At 57.1% G+C, this 20774-nt stretch carries 15 protein-coding genes; 2 read left to right on the forward strand and 13 right to left on the reverse strand.

Going from position 1 to position 20774, the window contains the following annotated elements:
* Nucleotides 1–6: 6 nt before the first annotated feature.
* The 13 genes from EKO24_RS18665 to hemP all read right to left on the reverse strand — a co-directional run bounded on the left by EKO24_RS18665 (nucleotide 7) and on the right by hemP (nucleotide 16935).
* Nucleotides 7–1179 (reverse strand): MFS transporter, encoded by a 1173-nt coding sequence (locus EKO24_RS18665; RefSeq protein ID WP_127030042.1) that lies wholly within the window; start codon nucleotides 1177–1179, stop codon nucleotides 7–9.
* Nucleotides 1176–2993: an IucA/IucC family protein gene (locus EKO24_RS18670; protein WP_143733256.1), complete on the reverse strand. Its 1818-nt coding sequence runs from the start codon at nucleotides 2991–2993 to the stop codon at nucleotides 1176–1178. Before EKO24_RS18670 ends, EKO24_RS18665 begins: the two co-directional genes overlap by 4 nt.
* Entirely contained in the window at nucleotides 2990–4198 is a 1209-nt protein-coding gene (locus EKO24_RS18675; protein WP_127029902.1) for an ATP-grasp domain-containing protein, read from the reverse strand. The genes EKO24_RS18670 and EKO24_RS18675 overlap by 4 nt, the downstream gene beginning before the upstream one ends.
* A gap of 11 nt (nucleotides 4199–4209) precedes the next feature.
* Nucleotides 4210–6342 carry a TonB-dependent receptor family protein gene (locus tag EKO24_RS18680; protein ID WP_206667308.1) on the reverse strand — a complete coding sequence of 711 codons (2133 nt, stop codon included), beginning with the start codon at nucleotides 6340–6342 and terminating at the stop codon, nucleotides 4210–4212.
* A 139-nt stretch (nucleotides 6343–6481) separates the two neighbouring features.
* The gene (locus EKO24_RS18685; protein ID WP_127029901.1) at nucleotides 6482–6793 is read right to left on the reverse strand and encodes a DUF2149 domain-containing protein; all 312 of its coding nucleotides are present in this window, start codon (nucleotides 6791–6793) and stop codon (nucleotides 6482–6484) included.
* Nucleotides 6790–7347: a MotA/TolQ/ExbB proton channel family protein gene (locus EKO24_RS18690; protein ID WP_143733257.1), complete on the reverse strand. Its 558-nt coding sequence runs from the start codon at nucleotides 7345–7347 to the stop codon at nucleotides 6790–6792. Before EKO24_RS18690 ends, EKO24_RS18685 begins: the two co-directional genes overlap by 4 nt.
* Before the next feature lie 123 nt (nucleotides 7348–7470).
* The gene (cobN, locus tag EKO24_RS18695) at nucleotides 7471–11481 is read right to left on the reverse strand and encodes a cobaltochelatase subunit CobN (protein WP_161990625.1); all 4011 of its coding nucleotides are present in this window, start codon (nucleotides 11479–11481) and stop codon (nucleotides 7471–7473) included.
* A gap of 180 nt (nucleotides 11482–11661) precedes the next feature.
* Entirely contained in the window at nucleotides 11662–13959 is a 2298-nt protein-coding gene (locus EKO24_RS18700; protein ID WP_127029898.1) for a TonB-dependent hemoglobin/transferrin/lactoferrin family receptor, read from the reverse strand.
* Between the two features lie 256 nt (nucleotides 13960–14215).
* Nucleotides 14216–14638, reverse strand: coding sequence for an ExbD/TolR family protein (locus tag EKO24_RS18705; RefSeq protein WP_127029897.1), 423 nt, complete (start codon nucleotides 14636–14638; stop codon nucleotides 14216–14218).
* Nucleotides 14635–15486 (reverse strand): MotA/TolQ/ExbB proton channel family protein, encoded by an 852-nt coding sequence (locus tag EKO24_RS18710; protein ID WP_127029896.1) that lies wholly within the window; start codon nucleotides 15484–15486, stop codon nucleotides 14635–14637. Before EKO24_RS18710 ends, EKO24_RS18705 begins: the two co-directional genes overlap by 4 nt.
* 5 nt (nucleotides 15487–15491) lie before the next feature.
* Nucleotides 15492–16253, reverse strand: a complete 762-nt coding sequence (locus EKO24_RS18715) for an energy transducer TonB (protein ID WP_206667309.1) — start codon at nucleotides 16251–16253, stop codon at nucleotides 15492–15494.
* A complete protein-coding gene (locus tag EKO24_RS18720; RefSeq protein ID WP_127029895.1) occupies nucleotides 16243–16485 on the reverse strand; it encodes a hypothetical protein in 243 nt (80 codons plus the stop codon). The genes EKO24_RS18715 and EKO24_RS18720 overlap by 11 nt, the downstream gene beginning before the upstream one ends.
* 252 nt (nucleotides 16486–16737) lie before the next feature.
* On the reverse strand, nucleotides 16738–16935 hold the full coding sequence (gene hemP, locus EKO24_RS18725; RefSeq protein WP_127029894.1) for a hemin uptake protein HemP: 198 nt from the start codon (nucleotides 16933–16935) through the stop codon (nucleotides 16738–16740).
* Nucleotides 16936–17339: 404 nt separating this feature from the next.
* Between hemP and EKO24_RS18730 the strand changes: the two genes are divergently transcribed.
* Complete coding sequence (locus EKO24_RS18730) at nucleotides 17340–19712, forward strand: phosphoketolase family protein (protein ID WP_127029893.1); 2373 nt, start codon at nucleotides 17340–17342, stop codon at nucleotides 19710–19712.
* On the forward strand, nucleotides 19712–20770 hold the full coding sequence (locus tag EKO24_RS18735) for an acetate/propionate family kinase (protein ID WP_127029892.1): 1059 nt from the start codon (nucleotides 19712–19714) through the stop codon (nucleotides 20768–20770). The genes EKO24_RS18730 and EKO24_RS18735 overlap by 1 nt, the downstream gene beginning before the upstream one ends.
* Nucleotides 20771–20774 lie beyond the last annotated feature (4 nt).

Consider the following 20774-nt stretch of genomic DNA (forward strand, 5'->3'; position numbering starts at 1 on the left):
AAAAGGTCAGGTATTTTCGATACAGCGGCGGCAAAAGTTTGCAATTGCCAACCAAACGGCGGCCACGGTCATAATTCCGGCGCCGAGTAAAAAAGGTGTGTGCGGGCCGAAACCTTCGACTATGACGCCGGCAGCGAGGCCGGCGGCGACAGCACCCCATTTAGAGCCGCTTTCCAGACGGCCGAAAGTGCGGCCGGCGTTGCTTTCGTGCACCAGCGCCGCGACCAGCGCATGCAGCGCAATAAAGCAGCCGGTCATTGCCAGGCCCATCAACGCCCGCCACAGGATCAACCCGGCCAGGCTTTGCGTTCCGGCCTGAGCGAACAGCGAAGCGGCGACTAACGCGAACAGCCATGCCAAAGCGGCCGGCGACGCTTGTTGCCCGAAAGCACGGGTTAAGATGCCGGCCGTAACCAGATAAAGCAGGTTGGGCAGGCCGAACAGCAGACCGGCCAGTTCGACCGTAACCGATGCCAACCCTTGGGCATAAGGGATGAAATACGGGTAGGTGGCGACGGTCGCGAACACGAACGCGAATTGCAGCAGGTAAACGCTGTTTGCCGACAGTAATGGGAGGCTTGCGCAGGTGTTTTTCGACGGCTTGCCGTTGTCTGCGGTTTTCGAGGGTTCCGGCAGCAGCCACAGCAACAAGGCCGCGGCCAGCGGCAGCAGGGCCAGGTAGCGGTAAAGCTTAATCGGCGAAACCGAAGCCGCGAACAGGCCGAGCACGGCAGGTGCGACCACCAGCGCGGCGCGCGCCGAGCCTTGCATCAGGGTCAGGTTGCGGGTCAAGGCCGGACCGCTGGACAAGGTCGCCAAATAAGCATTGGACGCGGCGAAAGTGCCGCCCAGTATTCCCTGCAAGGCTAAAGCCAGAAAGAACAGTCCGGTGCTGTTGCTGTAACCGGCCAGCAGGAAACTGGCCGATAATCCCAGTTGCGCGCGCAACAATGACACTTTTTTGCCGATGCGGTCGGCAAACGCACCCCACCAGGGGCTGGCTAGCGCGGTGAAAAATGTCGGCACGACGTAAAACCAGCCGGCCAGGTAAGCGTTGCTGTTGTGCAGCGACTCGCTGAGTATCAACGCAAAGAACGGCGGCATGCCGAGAGCGGCGAAGGACGCGATAAAATGGCAAAACATCACGGTTGTTACGATGCGGCGCTGGGCGATAGTCACGCGATCACCCTCAGAAAGTTCGGCCCGGTCTTGCCGTAAAACTTATTCACGTCGCTGGCTCCGGTTGCGGCTTTGGGTTTCAGGCTGGCCGCGGTCAGCAGGTATTTGACGTATTGCCGCTCGTCTTCGAGCAGGATGCGGCGAGCGAGGGTGATATTTTCTCCTTGCATAGCGAGTTCCGTGAGCACTGCCGCTATCTTATTGCGCACACAGCCGTAGAGTTGCCGGCGGTTCAAATGACCGATATTCGCCAAGCCTTCGATCAGCACGGCAATATTGAGCTGTAGGGTGATGGTGGTGAACATCTGCGCCAGCGGCAATTCATCGCCTACCACGATGCGGCGGTCCTGCAAGTCGTCGACAAACGCCGCGAGCGCCGGCCAACGCGCGGCAAGGCGGGCGCCGTGAATGCGCGGCGCGTCGTTATCTTTTAGCAGCAGGCGTAAGACCGGCGTTCCGGTGCCGAGCACCAGCATGGTATTTTGCTGGTTGGATTCCAGTGCGATGCCGTAGCGTAACCACAAAACCAAGTGCAGGCGTAATGTAGTCTCCAGATAAGCGTCGAGAAAATCCTCCAGCCGGCCGGCAAAGAAATGTTGCGCCAGTTCCTCGGCCACCGATAAACCTTGCGGCGTTGGTGCGAGCAGGCCAGCGACCGGCACTACGGTGCTCTGTTCCAGTCCGGCCGGATAGCGGCGCAAAATATAGCCCAGCTCCGGCAGGTGGTTGACATGCGCGCCGGCGCTTTCATCGGTCAGCAGCAAGCGGCCGGAGATGTCCGCGTCCTGAGCCGTTATACGGCCCAGCAGGCTTTGCACGGCATGGCCGTCGGCGATGGTGCTGGGCTTGATCGTGCGTATGTTTTTGCCGCCCAAGGTGCGAATCGCCATCGGCAGTTTGATGTGCAGCCCCGGCATGGCTTGTATTGCCAAGGTGCGCACCGACAAGGTGGGCAGCACGTCCAGGTGGGTTTTGGGCGCCAGCAGCAGTTTGCCTTGCAATCCGTGCGTTTCGGCCAGCGCATCTAACATTTCTTGCGTAAACAAGGGATGGACCGGCAACAACGCATGGCTGCCGCTCAAGCCGGCGTCGAGTCCGACGTCTGCAAAGCTGGGACAGCATTGTTGCAGGCTTGTCCCGGCTTCCGGCCCGAAATGAATAGTTTTGTCCACCGCCAGCCAGCGCAATTGAAAAGGGCGTTGGAATTCCGGCGCGTATAAAGCGAGTTGGTCCGCAGCCAGTCCCAATTTTGCGCGCGCGGTCGGATATAACGGATGGTCAAGAAACGCGGCCAGCCGTTCATAGTGCAACTGCCGCTGTTGCCAGTGCGGGCTGAAATGGGCGCCTTGGCCATTAACTTGCGCTTCGGCAAAATAGCGCATCTGCTCTTTTGCGCACAGGGCGCCGTGTTCGATCGCGGCGAGACATTCCTGTGTGTAGCTTTCAAAGTCGGTTGCTAAGTCGTGATCCAAACCCTTGCGGAATAGTTTAAGAATGGCGGTTATATCGTCCAGCCGATAGTTGCCGTCGCTGCTTTGCCATATTAACGGTAGATCGTGCAACGACCATTCCTGCATGAAAGTGCAAGGCCGGAGCGGAATCCACAGGCAACCGTCGGCCAAATGATCGACGGCCAACCAATGGCTGGGCTGCACCGGCGGATCGGGCAATTGCGCGTCCTCGGCAAAAATGACTTTCCCCCGGCTTAGAATGTCTAGCACGTTTTCCCGCAGCAGCGCATCGACAACGCGCCGGCAGATATAATCGCGCTGGTTTTTATTCGCGGTACCGGCAAATTCCTGTTGTACGCTCATGAACGTATCTCCCAGGCCAAGCCTGCCCGGGCTTGCGCCAGGGCTTGATGCACCGCATCCGCGTCGGTGCCTACGCCGGTCAATACGCCCAGATAGTCCTTATTGGAATGGGTGATTGCAATCGTGTCGCCGGCTTGGCGCAACACGCGCAGCCCGATGTCGGCTGCGGCTTCACTGCGCATGAACGATGCCGGCGCGCTGACGATCCGGCCGTCCGTAGCGGGCGTTAGGTAGCGGATCGCGGCTGCGCGCGGCGATAACGGCAACGCGGACAGAGGCTCGCCCAAGTGCAGCCGCAGCACGGTTTCGAACAGCGGAATGCCCAAGGTTTGCTCCAGCAGGAAATCGCGCCGGTCGCCGATGCTGCGGTAATTGATTTCGATCAGGCGCGGTCCTTGTTCGGCCAATACAAACTCGGTATGGCAGGCGCCGAAGCCGACGCCGAAACGGACGATCCGGTCCAGTACATCCTGCTGCTGCGCCAATTCGCTGCTCCAATCGGCTTCCAGCTCGACAAAGTGCGGCGGAGCGGACAGCCGGACATGAAATCCGCCCAGGGCGCGCAGTCCTTGGCCGTCGCCCAATGTTTCCAAGGTACACAGAGGCCCTTCGATATATTCCTCCAGTAACATGACTTGGCCGGGGCGCGCTTGCCAAACCGATAGGCAATGGGCCGCGAGTTCAGCGTAATCGCGCGCCAGAGCCACTTCCTGGCTGGCGACGCCTTCGCGCGGTTTGACCACGCACGGAAAACCTACGTCGGCCGCGGCCTTGGTTAGGCTTTCCGGTTCCGATGCGACCGCGTAGCGGATGGGTTGAATGTTGTGTTCGCGCAGGTAAGCGCGCATCTCAGCCTTGTTTTTGGCGCGGTAAGTTACATGCCAGTCCTTGCCGGGTAGATTGAAATAATCGGCGGCAATCGCGGTACTGGTTTGCAAATGATCGCTGTTCGAGAAAATCGCCGCCGGTTTTTGTCCGCGCCGGTTTATCGCTTCAATGACCGCGAGCGGATTGAATACGTCGCAGGCGATGATGGTTTCCGGATAGGCAGGCAGCCCGCCTTGGCTAAAGTGCTGGCGGTGCGCTTCGGCCTGGTCGGTCAATAGCACCGGCGATAGGCCGAGGCGGCGGGCCGCCGGTAGAAAGCCGTCGTTGACCGATTCGGTCGAGACGTGGGCCAGTAGAATTAATTCTTGAGTAGACATGATTTTTTTCCTTATATATCCATTTGTACGCTGAGCATGACCGAGCGTCCCGGCCCCGGCATTCTGCCCAGGCTGGTGTCGACTCCGCGGAAGTAGTAGTCCTGGTTGAACAGGTTGTTGCCGCCAAGGCCGAGCCGCAGATTGGTTTTATTTACGCGAAAGTCCTTGGTGATTTGGGCATTCCACAGCCAATAGCCCGGTATTTTGCCCCGGTCGCCGACGGCGTTTTCCAGCACGGTGTTGGCCGCGTCGGTAAAGGCGGCGCTGAGGTACGAGCCGTTGACGTTGAAATTAAACGTATTGATCCGGTAATTGCCTTGCAGGCTGATTTGATGGTGCGAGCTGAACGGTACTTCTTTATTTTTAAACGCGACTTGCGTGGCGCCGCTGAACAGGTTGTTCAACTGCTCGGTGTCGACAAAGGTGTAGCCTGCCTTGAGGTCGAGGCCGGACAGGAAGCTCGGGCGCCAATCCAGTTCGGTTTCGTAACCTTGATGCATGGCTTGGCCGAGGTTGCGGAACAGGGTGGTGCCGTTTTCGACGACGCCGACGATTTGATTGTCGAAATCGAAACGGAAATAGCTGACCGTCGCGTCGAGTTCCGAAAGCGGCGATACGCGTAAACCGGCTTCATAGTTCCAGGCTTTTTCCACGCCGGTATCGCCGCCCAGTGTAATTTGGGTGAATTGCACCGGCTGTAGCGATTTATGCACGTTACCGAATAGGAATACTTTATCCGGCCACAGCTTGATGCCGACATCGACGCCGGGCAGCAATTCGTTGCCGCTGCTATTGAGCGCTACGCCGTTCAACCGGTTGTTGCTGGATTGCTCGATCCATTCAGAGCGCAATCCCGGCGTGATGCTGAGCCTTTCTTTCCATACGCTCAGCGTGTCGCTGGCGTAAAGGGCGAACGCGTCGGTGCCGAAATGGAAGTTCTGCGCGGTGACGGAGCTGCCGTTCAGTCGGTACCGGTCGACGCCCTGGTCGACGCTTTCGCTGACGTAACGGCCGCCCAACGTGAACTTGTGGTCCAGCCAGCCGGTTTTGCCGGCCACGGTAAGGCGCGGTTCGGTGCCGTAAACGGTGAAGCTGCGCGGACTGGTTTGCGTGCCGTTGGAGGTTAGGGACGGATCGAGATTACATGAGGTGGCGGCCGCATTGAGCTGGCAGCCGACGGTGAACTCCCGGTCGCTGGTATGGGCGAAATTGGTCCAGTTGAATTCGGCAGCGTTGCCGAAAAAGTTGAAATCCTGATTATAAATCAAATGGCCCTTCACGGTATCGCCCTGGAATTTGTCGTAAGGACGTTGCGATTGGAAGCGGTCCTGCCGGTAGGCTTGGGGCGACAGGCTGCCCGGTAGCTCGGTATCGGTGTTGTAATATTGTATGCCGGCCTTGATGTCGGCGGTGTCGGTGACGAACCAGTGCGCATCCAGCGCCACGTTTTCGACTTCGGTGTCCGAATGCGCGCGCGACGAATCGCCGATCACGGTATTGGCCTGGAATTGCAGGCCCAGCCTGTCGTTGACGAAGCCGCCGGCGCGCAGGTAACTGTCGGTCAGCACGTTGCCGGATTCGGTGGAAATGGTCAGCGCTTCTCTTAGGGTGGCGCTGAATTTGTCCTGTATCGGTTTGCTGATGAAATTGATCACGCCGCCGACGTTGTTCGGCCCGTAACGCACCGCGGCCCCGCCGCGCGCTACGTCGATGCTGTCGACTGTTTGCATGGTCAGCGGAAACATCGACAAGCCCGTCTGTCCGTAAGGCGCCAATGCGATAGGTATGCCGTCGACTAACACCAAAGTACGCGTGCTGCGTCTCGGGTCCAATCCGCGTATGCCGATATTCGGCAGGATGCCGGTACCGGTCTCGTCCTGGGCGCGCACGCCCGGCACCAGGCGCAACGCATCTTCCAGCGTCCGGGAACCGGATTGCTGCAATTCGGTATTGGTGACTGCGGAACGCCCGCCGGGATAGGTCTTGATATTGTCCTTGTTCGGCACGCCCAGCCAGTCTCCCCGGACTGTGATTTCTTCCAATACGGTGGGCTTTTGATCCGGCTCCGCCGCGGCGAGCGCTGATGAGGCAAGGCAGGCACTGCCGGCTAAGGTGATCGCCATGTGGGTGGCTACGCGTTTCATGAAAAACTCCAGGTAAATAGTGTTAGTTGTGTAAAAAGACCTGCTAATAAAACTGCGAGGCTTGTTCCAGCTTGAGAGTCTAGCCGCCATGCTTACGAGTCGGGCAAGCGGACACTCTATGCATGACTTACGGCCGCCGTTACTCCGGTACATAAACCATCGTGCCGTCTTTCAGGCGGTAAGCCACTCCGGCCTTGGCGCCTTCGCCCTGGCCGATTTTGCCGGTGGATTTGTACTGCTCGATTTTTTTGCCGTCCTTGACGATCATTTCCATGTTCGGTTTGCCGGGATTTTTGATCACGGTAACGTTGTCGGCTGTAAACGGGTTCATCGGGTTATTGGCTACCGCCAGCAGCAACGCGGCGATAATCACCAGGAATACGTCGATGATGTTGACGACCGACAGGATAGGGTCGTCGGCTTCCAGATCGTCCATCAGGCGCAGGCTCATTGCAGGCTCCCCGCCGCTAATACAGCCGCCGGATCATGGAGAACGGCATCGTGCCCGGCGGGTTGCGTCGGTTGGCGTTTGGCGCCATGCTCGACTTCGGCCAGTTCGGTTGCATACCAGCGCCGGCGCACATTGACGGTCCAGTACGTGAGGCTGGCGGCGATCAGGGACAGGATCACGGCGGAAAAAGCCACCATCAGGTTCGCGCTGACTTCCTGCAACTGTCCGTCGGCCAGGCTTTTCAGCGCCGGCCCCATCGGGATCATCGTCGCGACCAGGCCGAGCATCGGCGCGACGCGGCTGATCAGGCGGGAAATTTCCAGGCGTTTCAGCGCCAGCGTCTCCAGGTCGATGACCGTCAGCGACGGTTCATTATGCTTTGCGGTCAGCAGCTCAAAGCCGCGCGCATCGCCGCGATGCCGCTGCACCGCTTGCCATAAAAATGCGCCCAGTGCATAAAAGGCGTAGAAGAAGACCGCGATAACGCTCAGCAGCACCGGGATCAGAAACAATTGGCTGAGGCTATACAGGTTGGTTTCGATGAGATTACTCATTAGGGCTCCTTTTGGTTTTGTGTTTTATTCGGTTAAATATGGTGGTTTGCAAACCCGATTGATGATTATGGTTACTAGACCTTCCAGGTTTTTAAAACCTGGAAGGTCTTACGCAAAATAGTCTTAAACGCCATGACACCGCCCAATAGCTTTATACTGCTGGTGCCAGGCACCCGCTCCGATAGCGAGAAAAATCAAGCCGATGCCCAGGTAAATCGATTTGCTTGGGTTGGCAGCTGCGTTTTGCTTCACCAACTGTTGTCCGGTAACCATTTTCGTCGGTGCCGGCGGCGCTGTCTGGGCAGTTTCGGCTTTAGTCTGAACCGGCGGCAGGTCGCTTAGCCCGAAACCCGCAACGCCTTGTTCGGCCGCCTGCTTAATCAAGCCGTCGGTGTATTCGGCGAACTTTTGGTTATCGGTTCTGACATCGAAGCGTTGCGCCAGTTCCCGGTAGCGTTGCGCCAGCTCGGTCAGGCTTTTCGCGTCGGTCTGCCAGTAGCCCTTGCGCGCGGCTTCCAGCATGCGCTCGATCATCTGCGCCTGGGCGTGGGGATGGTTTTTCTCGAACCACTCCTTCATGCCCAATTTGTATTTGTCGTTGACATAGACGTCGCGTATCTCGTCCCACTGGTCGCTACGCACGGTTTCCGGCGCCACGGCTTGCCAACCCCAAAGATTGTTCACCGCGTCCAGCATGTCGATCGCGCCGCTATAGCCTTCTTTTTGCATGGCCGCTATCCAGCCCGGATGCAACTGGCGGGTCTTGAGTTCCTTGGCGAGAAAACCCGCCGCCGTTTCCAGCTTCGGCGTGCCGGTATCGCGCAGGTTGGCGATGTAAAGCTCCGGGCTCTTGCCGTTCAAACTGCGCACCGCAAGACCGATGCCGCCCAAATATTGGAACGGATCGTCGGTAGTCAGCATGCCGTAAAGGTTGGAACTGCGCGACAGCAAGGCCGCTTGCACGCCTTTGAGGTTTTCGGCATACAGATTGACGCCTTTTGCCGCATCCGGCGGCAGACTGCCCCATTCTTTTTCGTCCGGGCCGTAGGCGTATTGCATCCGGTTAAGGTAAAGATCGGCGAGTTTTTTGTCGCCGGTCGCGCGGTCTTCCTTGCCGTCCTTGCCGGTGCCCCAGGTGTCGGAAGCCAGCGTGGCGTCGTCCAGGCCGGTGCCGTAGCTGCCCGACCGGTTGGAGAAAATGCGGGTGTCGGCCAGCCGCCGCGCCAATCCGGCTTCGACGCCGCGCTGTAATAAGTCGGCTTCGACTGCGCGGCTATGCGCCGCGACCGGATTGTCCGGCTCGTTCAATGCGGCGGCTTGAGCCGCAGCCGTCGCCAGCCAGCGCATCACGTTCGGGAAATGGTCGCGATACAGGCCGGTGGCCGAAAGCACCACATCGACACGCGGGCGTTTCAGCTCGGCGGCCGGGATCGGCTCGATGCCGATCACCCGGCCGCCTTCATCCCACTTCGGTTTGAAACCGAGGGCCGCAAAAGCCTGGGCTTCCAATACGCCGAAATGGCGCATGGTCTCCACCGACCATAAGCTGAAGGCGAGCTTCTTCGGATATTCGCCGTGTTTTTCGCGGTATTGGGCGATCAGTTTTTCCGTTTCCGCGCGTCCGGCTTCCCAGGCCGCCTGCGTAGGGATGCGGGAAGGATCGAAGCCGTAGAGATTGCGCCCGGTCGGCAGCGCGTCCGGGTTCTTGACCGGATCGCCGCCGTAGGAGGTCGGAATATAGTTGCCTTGCAGCGCTTTAAGCAAGTTTGCCATTTCCTGGGTTTGGGTCAGATTCAGCCAGTATTCGCGCGCCTTGGTCAGCATCTCGCCGATTTTGGCGTCGCCGGTGTAAGGCTGGTTTTGCCTGACGTGTTGGTCCAACAACTTCCAGACCGGCGTGTCGCGCAGCTTTTTATAATCGCCGACGATCATTTCTTCCGGATCTTTCGGTTGCAGTGCGGCAAGCAACGGTTTACCGAGCATTTGCATGACGGTGAACAAGCGCAGGTCGGATTCGGCCGGCAAGCCGAAAGTCGCCAGCCCCAATGGTTGGTTGGCTAGAGCGAGTTCGTGCAACTGGACATGCAGCGCATCGGCGAATTCTTTAAAGTTGTCGTGAATACGCGCCGGTTCCCAAGCCATGTCGCGGTCGATCTTGTTTTGCGCGGCAACCTGGATGATCTCGTCGCGGGTTTTGTCGCGCACTTCGCCTTCGGTCATATTCAGCCAGGTGTGCACTAAATCGTGCAGGCGGTTGATTTCGCCATGCAAGCCAGCTGGCGCGAACGGCGGCGTGGCATGGGAAATGATGGTGGCGCGCCCGCGCCGCTTGGCTTGCACCGCTTCGCCGATGTCGTCGACGATATACGGATAGACGATCGGCGTATCGCCGAGCAACAGGTAAGGAGAGTCGTAAATCGACAGGCCGCGCTCCTTGCCCGGCGTCCATTCCTGGCTGCCGTGGGTGCCGTAATGCACCAACGCGTGAGCGCCGTGCAGCTCGCGCGCCCACAAGTAGGCGGCGAGATAAAAATGATTCAGCGGTGCGCTGGTGGAGTGATACAGCGCTTTTTCCTTGTCGTCTTTTCTCTCGCCGCGCGGCGGTTGCGGCAGGATCACGGTGTTGCCGAGATCCAGGCGCGGGATGACGAAGAACCACTCGCCGTTTTCCTTTATCGCCATGCCTGAATTTTCCGGCGCGCCGAAGCGGGCGGTCACGGCTTCCTTGACCGGCGCGGGCAGGGTATCGAACCATGCCCGGTAGCGGTTCATCGGCAAACGCGCGGCCAAACCGTCGTGCAACAGCGACGGCAATTGCCCGTCCCGGTACAACGGAGCCAGCAGGCGTTGCAATTGTTCGGTCAGTTGCGTTTGGTCCGGGGTTTGGGTTTTATAACCCGCCTGTTTTATCGCATGCAGCGTATTTTCCAGGCTGTGCGGCAAATTCATGAAAGACGCGCTGAGGTTTTTTTCTCCCGGCGGATAATTCCAGAACAAAACGGCGATTTTTTTCTCGGCATTCGGCAGGTGTCTGAGTTTAGCCAGGTTCACCGCTTTGTTGACCACCGACTGCAATTGGTAGTCGATCGCGACAATATCGCCGTCCGCTTTGCGCGAGTAGGCCGCAATCAACGGATCGGTGATGCCGGTATATTCCGGTTGGGCCAAGTAAAACGGGATATCCATTGTGCTGACCCCGGGGTTGTCTTTTTCCCAGTCGGCCTGTTCGCCGCGCCGGAACGGCATCGCCTGGATGACCGGGATGCCGAGCGCTTCGAATTCGCTGCGGCGGCCTTCGGCGTTCAGCATGATCTGGTTGTTGATCAGGACGTCGGCAACGGGTTTACCGTTGCGCTGGATAAGCCGGGTAATATCGCCGTTAGTCATCATGGACGCATAGATCGGCAACGCAACCGCGCCGGCCGCTTCGATACGGCGAACGGTGTCGTCGAGAAAGCCGGTCAGTTCGGAAGCGAAATGCGCTTGGTGGAACAGAATCGCGATGACCGGTTGACCGGCCTTGGGCTTTTTCCAATGCAGATATTCATCCAGCGTCGGAAAGATCCGGCCCGTATAATCGGGATGATAAATGCCGGCGTCCGGGAATATTTGCGGCGGCAGGCACGCGCGGGCGGCTTGTTTATAGACTTGGGCCCGCACTTGGCAGAAAAATTCGGCAAAGTTGGCCCGGCCGCCGTTGCTGTAATAACTGTGCAGCGTCTTCACCAGCGCGGGAGCGATGCCTTTTGCGTCCGGCGCTTCGTTTTGTATCAACAGCCAAGGCGTCGTGATTTGCGGCAACAGCGGGCCAAGGCGCTCCTTGGCGACGCCCTGCGTCGGGCCGTAAGGCGTATCGATGACGATAAGCCCGTAACGCTCGAAATCGCCGGGTTTTTCCTGGCCGGTGAATTTATCCAGGAAGCGCGCTTCAATCTGCATGCCTTGCTCTGCGGCGATCTTTTTCAGATGTTCGAATTTACCCGGCTGCGTCGGCGCGGCGGCAAGGAACAGAATAGGTTCGGACGCAGGCATCGGCTGGGTCAACGCTATTGCAGGCTTGATCGACGCCGTTAGCCACAGCGTCACCGAGATAAGAAAAAGTAAGCGCTTAAAAATTGTTGAATGTTTGTGCATGTGTTCTCTTAATTCTGTTGAGTGACATGGGTATTCGGATAAATCCGTTGTCGCGGACGGTAGACCTTCCAGGTTTTTACTGGAGCCGCTCCCGGCGGCTCCAGCACTTCCGCCATCCATGGCAGTCGTAAAACCTGGAAGGTCTTGCTCGCTTTAATTCGTTCCAGACTGTGAAAACCATCACCAGTCGACGCTCAATGCAACCGATACGTTGCGGCCGGGCTGGCTGTAGAAATCGACACCGACGGGGTTGGTCGCATCGGCTTGGCGGATGTCGCTCCACAGCCAGTATTTTTTGTCCAGCAGGTTATTGATGCCGGCGGTGATGCGGGTACTCTTATGAGGCTGCCACCAGGCGGTAAGGTCGGTTGTTACATAGCCGGGCGGCCGGAACCAGACGCCGTCGGTATCGTTTACTTCGGTTTTGCGCAAAGCGGCGCGCAAACGCGTTTCCGCGCCCCATTTGCCGGCATCGTGCGCGAGCCCCAACGAAAACCGGGTCGGCTCGATGCTGTTGATCGGTTGGTTGATCGCATTGTTGTTGCCGTAAACATAAGCGGCCGCGCCGTCTACTCGCCATCCCGGCATAAAGTCCCAAGCGCCGCGCGCATCCACGCCGCGAATATTGACTTTGCTTTGATTGACCGACATGAAGGTCGTGGCTAGCGAGCCGATACAGCTCGGATCGGACGGGCAATTCAGGCGCACGCTTTCGATGAAGTTACGGTAATAGTTGTCGAAGACGGATACTTGCGAACGCAGATTGTCGGAGGTGTAACGCAGCCCCAGCTCGAAGCCGACGCTGGTTTCCGGTTTTAGATTCGGATTCGGGCTGATGCCGTATTGTTGCGCGGTGTTACGGAAGCTGCCGTTGACTTCGTTGTAATTGGGCGCTCTAAAGCCGCGCATCACTTGTCCCCAGCCTGCTACTTCCGGGGTGAAGCGCCATAACGCGGCCAGTTTGGGCGAAACCGCGTTATCGGTTTGCTGCACTGCTTGTTTGCGATTGGCGGTCAGCACTTGTTGCGCCAGTTCATCCACCTCCGGACTGAGCCTGCGCCAGTCGTAACGCACGCCGGGCGTGACCGTAAGCCTGTCGTTGAATAGGCCGCTGATTTCGTCCTGGAAGAAAAATCCCAGCGTATCGGTCGAACCGTTGGCGAAATCGCGTAACGGGAACACATCGCCTGCCAGGGCCTTGGACGGCGTGGCGGCGTTATTTAGAAACAGGTCCATGTCGCGCAATTGTTCGGTTTTGTCGTTCCTGATGTCGGTGCCGTAAGTCAAAAAGTGGCTATGCGATCCGATGTCGAAAGCTTTCTCAAACTGAAGGCCGCCGCCGATGGATACTTGCGAGAACAAAAAATCCTGGTCGATCAGACAAGTGTTGCTGCCGGCCGTGACCGCGGAGCAACTGGACGAGCTGTTGGTGCGCCGTTGGACGTTGGTGTTCTCGGTGCTGCTGTCCTGGTAATAGAACCTGGCCTGCAAGCGGTCGTAGATGCGGGTCTGCGCCTTGTGTTCGTATTCCAGGCTGCCGCGTACGCGGCGGCTATTGTCGTCGCCCTGCATGTAAGTGACTCGGGGCAGCGAGCCGGCAAGCCGCAGCACGTCCGTCTTCATCGCTTGCTCGCGTCCTTCCACCTGGGCGGTGATTTTATGTCCGTCGAAAGGGCGGACGATCAGTTTGGCCAGCAGACCTGAGTCCCAGCCATCCTGGTTGTTGGGGGCGGTTCGGCTATCCGACTTGGTATAGACCTTGCCCTTGTTGTCGGCTTCGTTGCTATGCACGCCGGACACGCCGATCAATCCTTCCGCGATGCCTTGGCGAAAGGCCAGCATGCCGGTATTGGAAATGCCGTCGTTGGCGCCGAAATAGCCGGACCGGTAGCGGACGGCAATCGATTCGTCGCCTTTAAGCAAGTCCTCCGGGTTCAGCGAACGGTAACCGACCACGCCGCCGATCGCATCCGAGCCGTACAGGCTGGATGCGGAGCCGCGCAGGATTTCGGCGCGCTTGATGAAGTCGGGCATCATCAATTGCGGGCCGGACATCGTGAAGTTGGTGGGGCCGCCGCCGTTGTAGAAGTCGGGCAGGCGCACGCCGTCGATCATTTGAACGACGCGTACGTCTTCAAGACCCCTGATGTTGACGCGGGTGCTGTTGAAACGGCGCAAATCGCGGGCGACGACGACATCCGGCTCGTCGCGGAACAGGTCTGCCAGATCGCGCGGCATGCGCCGATCCAGGGTGCTGCGGTCCAGCACGGTTATATCGGCCGCAATATCCTTGACGTCGGCTTCGCTACGGGTAGCGGTTACCGCGACCTCTTTAAGCTTGGTCGATTGTTTTGTTGCGGCGGCTTTTGTCTTAACGGCAGGAATTTGCTGCGAAGCGATTTCTCCGGCTTCGGAGCACAGCGAGTTCAACAATGCGGCAATAGCCAGCAATAGCCGCTGATTTTGGGAATAGCGCATAAACACCTTCTTGTTGTAGTTAGCATGCTTTTGGCTGGCTATTCACACATAAGGCGATGGCTGGCTTTAAATGGAGGTTTTCTGTCTGTTTACTGTTTGTCTCTTGGTTTTGTAGACACGGATTTATCCATATCTACAAAGGATTTTTTCGGTTCGTTGAGAACGCATCGGTGACCCGGTTTGCACAATTGCTTATTGACTTCATCCTGGTCTGCGAGCTTCTCAACGCGTTGAAGCTAGGAGTTCGGGGGCAACTTTATTCCTTTTGCTTTGGTTCGGTCACGAAGCCGATCTTCACGACGCCTGCGTTTTGCGCGGCCGACATGATTTCGGCCAGTTTTTGGTACGGCGTGGCCTTTTCGGCACGCAGATGCAGTTCAGGTTGCGGTTCTTTCTGCGCTATTGCCGTCATTTGCGAGGCCAGTTCCGTTTCCGCCACGGGCGCGTCGTTCCAAAACATTTTTCCTTGCGTATCGATCGACAACGTGACGATATCGGGTTTTTCCGGGTTCGGTTGGCTTGCCGTTTGCGGCAGGTCGATTTTTATCGAGTGGGTCAATAGCGGCGCGGTGATGATAAAAATCACCAGCAATACCAGCATTACGTCGACCATCGGCGTGGTGTTGATTTCCGCCATCGGTTGCGCGTGGCGGTCGCCGCCGAATCCGCCGGACATCATGACGACGCTCCGATTGTGCCGGCCAATACGCCATAGGTTTCATTGATGCCGTCGTGCGCGTGCAGCGCCGCTTCGGCAGTTTGTTCGGCCGCTAACGGGACGCCGGTCGTCAGGTAAGTGTGCAGGTCGTGGGCGAAAGTTTCGACTTCGCCGAGCAACACGCGGTTGTCGCGGACCAGCGCGTTGTAGGCCAATACCGCCGGGATCGCGACGGCGAGTCCGAACGCGGTCATGATCAAGGCTTCGCCGACCGGACCGGCGACTTTATCGACCGTGGCTTGACCGCCGACGGCAATGGTGCCGAGCGCGTGATAAATGCCCCAGACGGTGCCGAACAACCCGATAAACGGCGCGATGCTGCCGACCGACGCCAATAAAGTCAGGCCGTTTTCCAGCCGCATGCTTTCCTGGCCGATCGTACGGCGCAGCGCTTGACTAATGAATTCGTCATAGCGCGAATGATCTTGCGATGCGTCGCTGCCTTTGGCCAAGCGTTGTCCGGTGTAGCGTTTATGATGCAGCGCGGCGTTGATGCCTTGTAACGCAAGACGGGCGAATGGGTTTTCGGGTTTTGCGATATGCCCGCGCATGGTTGTCGCTATCGATGACACCAACGCAGGTTCAGCGCTGGCCGATTGAGAGGATCTGGCCGACGCGGTTGCGGCTTGCCAAAAGCGCGTTAAGAAAATCGCGCTGCTGTTTTTGATGCGCCGGGCCTGCACGGCTTTGGCGATCATCAATGTCCAGCTGCCGACGGACATGACCAGCAGGGCTGCGGCTACGGTCATCGATACGATGCCGCCTTCGCTGATAAATTTAAGGCTATCTGAAAAATATTCGGCTTGCATGATGTTTATCCTTCTAATGAAAATCTGACCGGTACGACCACCGATGCGCTGACCGGTTGGTTGCCGCGTTTGGCCGGAGTAAAGCGCCAGTTCTTGACTGCTTCCAACGCCGCCTGGTCGAGCCGGCTTGAACCGCTGCCGGTTTGCAGTTGCACGGATTCGGGAGCGCCGTCGGTATTGACTTGTACCTGTAGCAATACCACGCCTTCTTCGCCGAGCCTCCTTGAGACCGGCGGATAACTCGGCGCCGGATTATTCAAATAAGCGGCATTGAAGCTGGGCGATTGGTAGGGTTGCGGTTCGGCAGGTTTGCTATCCGATATTTTGTTTTCCTGCTTGGCAGCAGGCGCGTCCGCAGCCGACGCCACTACCGGCTCGGCGGTCTGCTGCACGGGAGGAGCGATAGTTTGCTTCGCCTGTTTTACGACCGGTTTTGCGACCGGCTGCGATTTAACCGGTTTTTTAATGACGGGTTGCGGTTTTGCTGTTGGTTGGACCACCGGCGTCGTTTTGGGCTGGACCGGCTGCGGGGCGCTTACCAAGCTGACCGTAATCGGTTCGGGCGGAGTTTGCACCGGTAAAGGCTGATCTTGCCGGCTTAACGCCGCAAATACCGCCAGATGCGCGCACAGCACCAAACCGAGCGCTAACCAGGGCCGGTCGTTATCGTGAGTAACGCTGCCGTAATGAAGGTTGCCCAACCGGGTTTTTTGATGGGGCTCCAACAGACAGGTGTTGATGGCCGGGAACATCATTTTAGTGAACACGGCCGAGCCTCATCGGAGCGGTATTATTTGTCGATGGGGCATGCTGCATTTGGGCCAGCCGTACTTTGGCATGGTTTAACACTGAGCTGAGCAGGTGTAACGATTCTCTATTGGTGCGAATCGTCGAGGTTCCCAAATTGATCTCTAGGGTGCCGCAATTCGGGCAAAATACCACGCGGCAATCGCCGCTATTGGAGAGGCTCACTTTTTTATGCGGTTTATTTGAATTCATTGATTTCACCATCCAAACGTTAGGCAGCGGAGAGTCTGCCGAAGCTGCTGTGCGCAGCGATTGCACACTGCTTATTCACAGTGTGCCGTTCTAACATTGGCTGGCTACCAATACCCGAATGTATTGGATGGCTGGCTAGTCGATTTTACTGTTTGCACTTTGTTGTCGGCATGCTCATTCCTTACTATCAGGAGGAGAGATTGACTGCAGGAGAAGAAAAATAGCCTGCCGACAATAAAGTGCAAAGATCAATTATTTGGTCAGGATCAACTTGCCCTGACGAGTTAAACGCAATCGGTATTCCTCACCCGCATGCTCAATCACAACTTCACGCGCCGTACCGAACAGCTCCGCACTTTGTACACGTTGCCGTAAAGTTGGAGCGGCGTCCTGCTGCGTAGAGAGCGCTTTATCGAATGGCTTGAATGAAGAAATAGTTTTTTTGTTCATGGGTTCAAATAATAATGATTATCATTTGATGAGTCAACAATTGTTGTTAGTTCTTTTGAATTACTTATACCCAAAGGGCATAAGTTTCGTTTGAGCAGCTAGGCTACTCAACTCAGCTTTATACCCAAAGGGCATAAGTAGGGTTTGAGCAGGCAAGCTGCTCAACTTTAAAATTAAGCGAACAGTTGTATTCCTGATAGTTTGTTTAATAAAGGGCTGATGTTGACAATATCGACAAGATATTCATTAACAGCTCATATTTGCTTATTAAATTGTCCATGTGTTACTTTCATTAGAAGCGATTGCCCTGTATTCTCAGCCGGCTGTCATACAGGCGTCACAGTGAAAGAGTTTAATGTCGAGAATTAACCGTTTCATATAAAACCAGTCCGGGTATATCAATCATGACCATAGAAGCAACAAAGCTATCTCAACAAGAAATCAGCAATATCGACGCCTACTGGCGAGCCTGCAACTATCTTGCCGCAGGCATGATTTATCTGCGCGACAATCCGCTATTGCGCGAACCGCTGAAAATAGAGCATGTGAAAAATCGTCTGCTGGGGCATTGGGGAGCAAGTCCCGGTCTTTCTTTCGCCTATATCCACCTCAACCGCTTGATTAACAAGTACGACCTGAACGCGATTTTTTTGGCGGGACCAGGGCATGGCGCGCCGGGCATACTGGGTCCGGTCTATCTGGAAGGCACTTACAGCGAGATTTACCCGAACAAGAGCGAAGACGAGCACGGCATGCGCCAGTTTTTCAAGGAATTCTCCTTTCCGGGCGGCATCGGCAGTCATTGCACACCGGAAACGCCGGGTTCCATCCATGAAGGCGGCGAACTCGGTTACAGCGTTTCTCATGCTTTCGGTTCAGCCTACGACAATCCGGATTTGATCGTTGCGGTAATGGTCGGCGACGGCGAATCCGAAACCGCGCCGCTGGCTACGTCCTGGCATTCGAACAAATTCCTGAACCCGATCCGCGACGGCGCGGTGCTGCCGATCCTGCATCTGAACGGTTACAAGATCAACAATCCGACCATTCTGTCGCGCATATCCCATGAAGAATTAGAGAACCTGTTCAAGGGCTACGGCTGGACGCCTTACTTTGTCGAAGGCAGCGACCCGGACACGATGCATCAGGCCATGGCCGCGGCGATGGAAGAATGCGTACTGGAGATTCGCCGCATTCAACAGGAAGCACGCAGCAGCGGCCGGCCGGTTCGCCCGCGCTGGCCGATGATTGTGCTGCGCAGCCCCAAAGGTTGGACCGGGCCGAAAGAGGTTGACGGCAAGAAAGTGGAAGGTTTCTGGCGCGCCCACCAAGTGCCGCTTGGCAATGTGCGCGATACGCCGGCGCATTTCAAGCAGTTGGAAGATTGGCTGCGCAGCTACAAACCCGAAGAATTGTTCGACGAGAACGGCCGCCTGTTGCCCGAACTCAAAGCGTTGGCTCCGAAAGGCGCGCGGCGCATGAGCGCCAATCTCCACGCCAATGGCGGCTTGTTGCGCAAAGCGCTGCATATGCCGGACAGCCGCGATTATGCCGCTGTCGTAACCAAACCGGGAACGACCAGTGCGGAAAACACCCGGCCGCTAGGCAAATTCCTGCGCGACATCATGCGCCTGAACATGAATAATTTCCGCGTGTTCGGTCCCGACGAAAACAGCTCGAACAAACTGGACGACGTTTATGAAGCCAGCAAGAAAACCTGGCTGGCCGATTATTTGCCGGAAGACAGCAACGGCGGAGAACTGTCGCCGGATGGACGGGTCATGGAGATGCTGTCCGAGCACACCTTGGAAGGTTGGCTGGAAGGCTATTTGCTGACCGGTCGCCACGGTTTTTTCTCCACTTACGAAGCTTTTGTGCACGTGATCGATTCGATGTTCAACCAGCATGCCAAATGGCTGGCGATGTCCAAGGAAGTCGCTTGGCGCGCGCCGGTATCGTCGCTAAACCTGCTGATTACCTCGACCGTATGGCGCCAGGACCATAACGGCTTTACGCATCAGGACCCCGGTTTTCTCGACGTCGTCGTCAACAAAAGCCCCGAAGTGACGCGCATTTACCTGCCGCCCGACGTGAACTGCCTGCTGTCGGTGACCGACCATTGCTTGAAGAGCACCAATTACATCAACGTGATCGTCTGCGACAAGCAAAAACACCTGCAATTTTTGGACATGGATGCGGCGATTAAACATTGCACGAAGGGCATCGGCATTTGGGGCTGGGCGAGTAACGATCAAGGCGTGGAGCCGGATCTGGTGATCGCCAGCGCCGGCGACATTCCTACCAAGGAAGCGCTGGCCGCCGTGGTGCTGTTGCGCGAGAATTTCCCGGAACTGAAGATCCGCTTCGTTAACGTCGTTGATCTATACAAGCTGACTCCGGACAGCGAGCATCCGCACGGTTTATCGGACAGGGATTTCGATAGCCTGTTTACGTTGGACAAGCCGGTTTTATTCAACTTCCACGGTTATCCCTGGCTGATCCATCGTCTGGCCTATCGCCGCAACAACCACAAGAACCTGCATGTACGCGGTTATAAGGAAAAAGGCAGCATCAATACGCCGTTGGAGCTTGCGATCCAGAACGAGATCGACCGTTTCAGCCTGGTCATCGATGCGATCAACCGCGTTCCGGCTTTACGCGTGGCGGGCGCGCATGTGAAGGAAAGCATGCGCGACATGCAGATCGAATGCCGTAACTATGCTTACGAGTACGGCACCGATTTGCCGGAAGTCGATAATTGGGTGTGGCCGTATTAATGAATCGCTCGGTTCTAACGATTAACAGCGGCTCGTCTTCGATCAAGGCGAGCCTGTTTTCGGCCGACGGTTCGCGGCGTAATTTCCGCTATGAGCATGTACGCGACCAACAGCAAGCGTTCGACCGGCTGTTGCACGATCTGGCCGGTGAACTGCCGGATCTGGTCGGTCATCGTTTTGTTCACGGCGGCGATATTAGCGATCCGGCAAGGCGGGTTGACGATGCCGAACATGCCCGGCTGCAAGGCTTGGTCCATCTCGCTCCGCTGCATTTGCCGGGCAACCTGCTGGGGCTGGATTTGTGCCTGCAACGCTTCGATGCGCCGCAAATCGCCTGCTTCGATACGGCGTTTCATACGGCCATGCCCGATTTAGCCAAACGTCTGCCGATTCCTAACGAACTGGGCTTGCGCCGCTTTGGTTTTCACGGGCTGAATTACGCTTATATCGCCAAAATGCTTGCAGGATTGTTGGGCGAAGTGGCGTACCGGAAAGTTGTGGTCGCGCATTTGGGCAGCGGCGCCAGCCTTTGCCTGATGGAAAACCTGAAATCGGTGGACACCTCGATGGGTTACACGCCGGCCGGCGGCATTCCGATGGGCACGCGGAGCGGCGATCTTGATCCCGGCGTGATGCTGGAACTGGCGAAACGATACGGTCCCGAAGAATTGAGCGATATGGTATTCCATAAGATGGGGCTGCTGGCTTTGTCCGGAGGAGAAGGTTCGGAAATGAACGAACTGCTTTCCAGCCGCAGCGAACATGCGCAATTCGCCGTTGAATACTTCTGTCGCCAAGTGCGGGCCGCAATCGGCGGTTTCGCGGCCAAGGCGGGCGGCATCGATGCGCTGGTTTTTACCGGCGGTATCGGTGAACATGCCGCAGAAATTCGTGAAAAAATCTGCGAACCGTTGACCTTTCTCGGTTTTGCGTTGGACCGGGCGGCTAACCGGTCCGGGGCAAATATAATCGGCCTTGCCGGTCACAAACCCGTACTGATTATCCCGGCTGATGAGGAAGTCATGATACGCGACCTTTGCCTGGGCGCTTGCCGGTAATCAT

The sequence above is a fragment of the Candidatus Methylobacter oryzae genome (assembly GCF_003994235.2).
Classification (GTDB): domain Bacteria; phylum Pseudomonadota; class Gammaproteobacteria; order Methylococcales; family Methylomonadaceae; genus Methylobacter_A; species Methylobacter_A oryzae.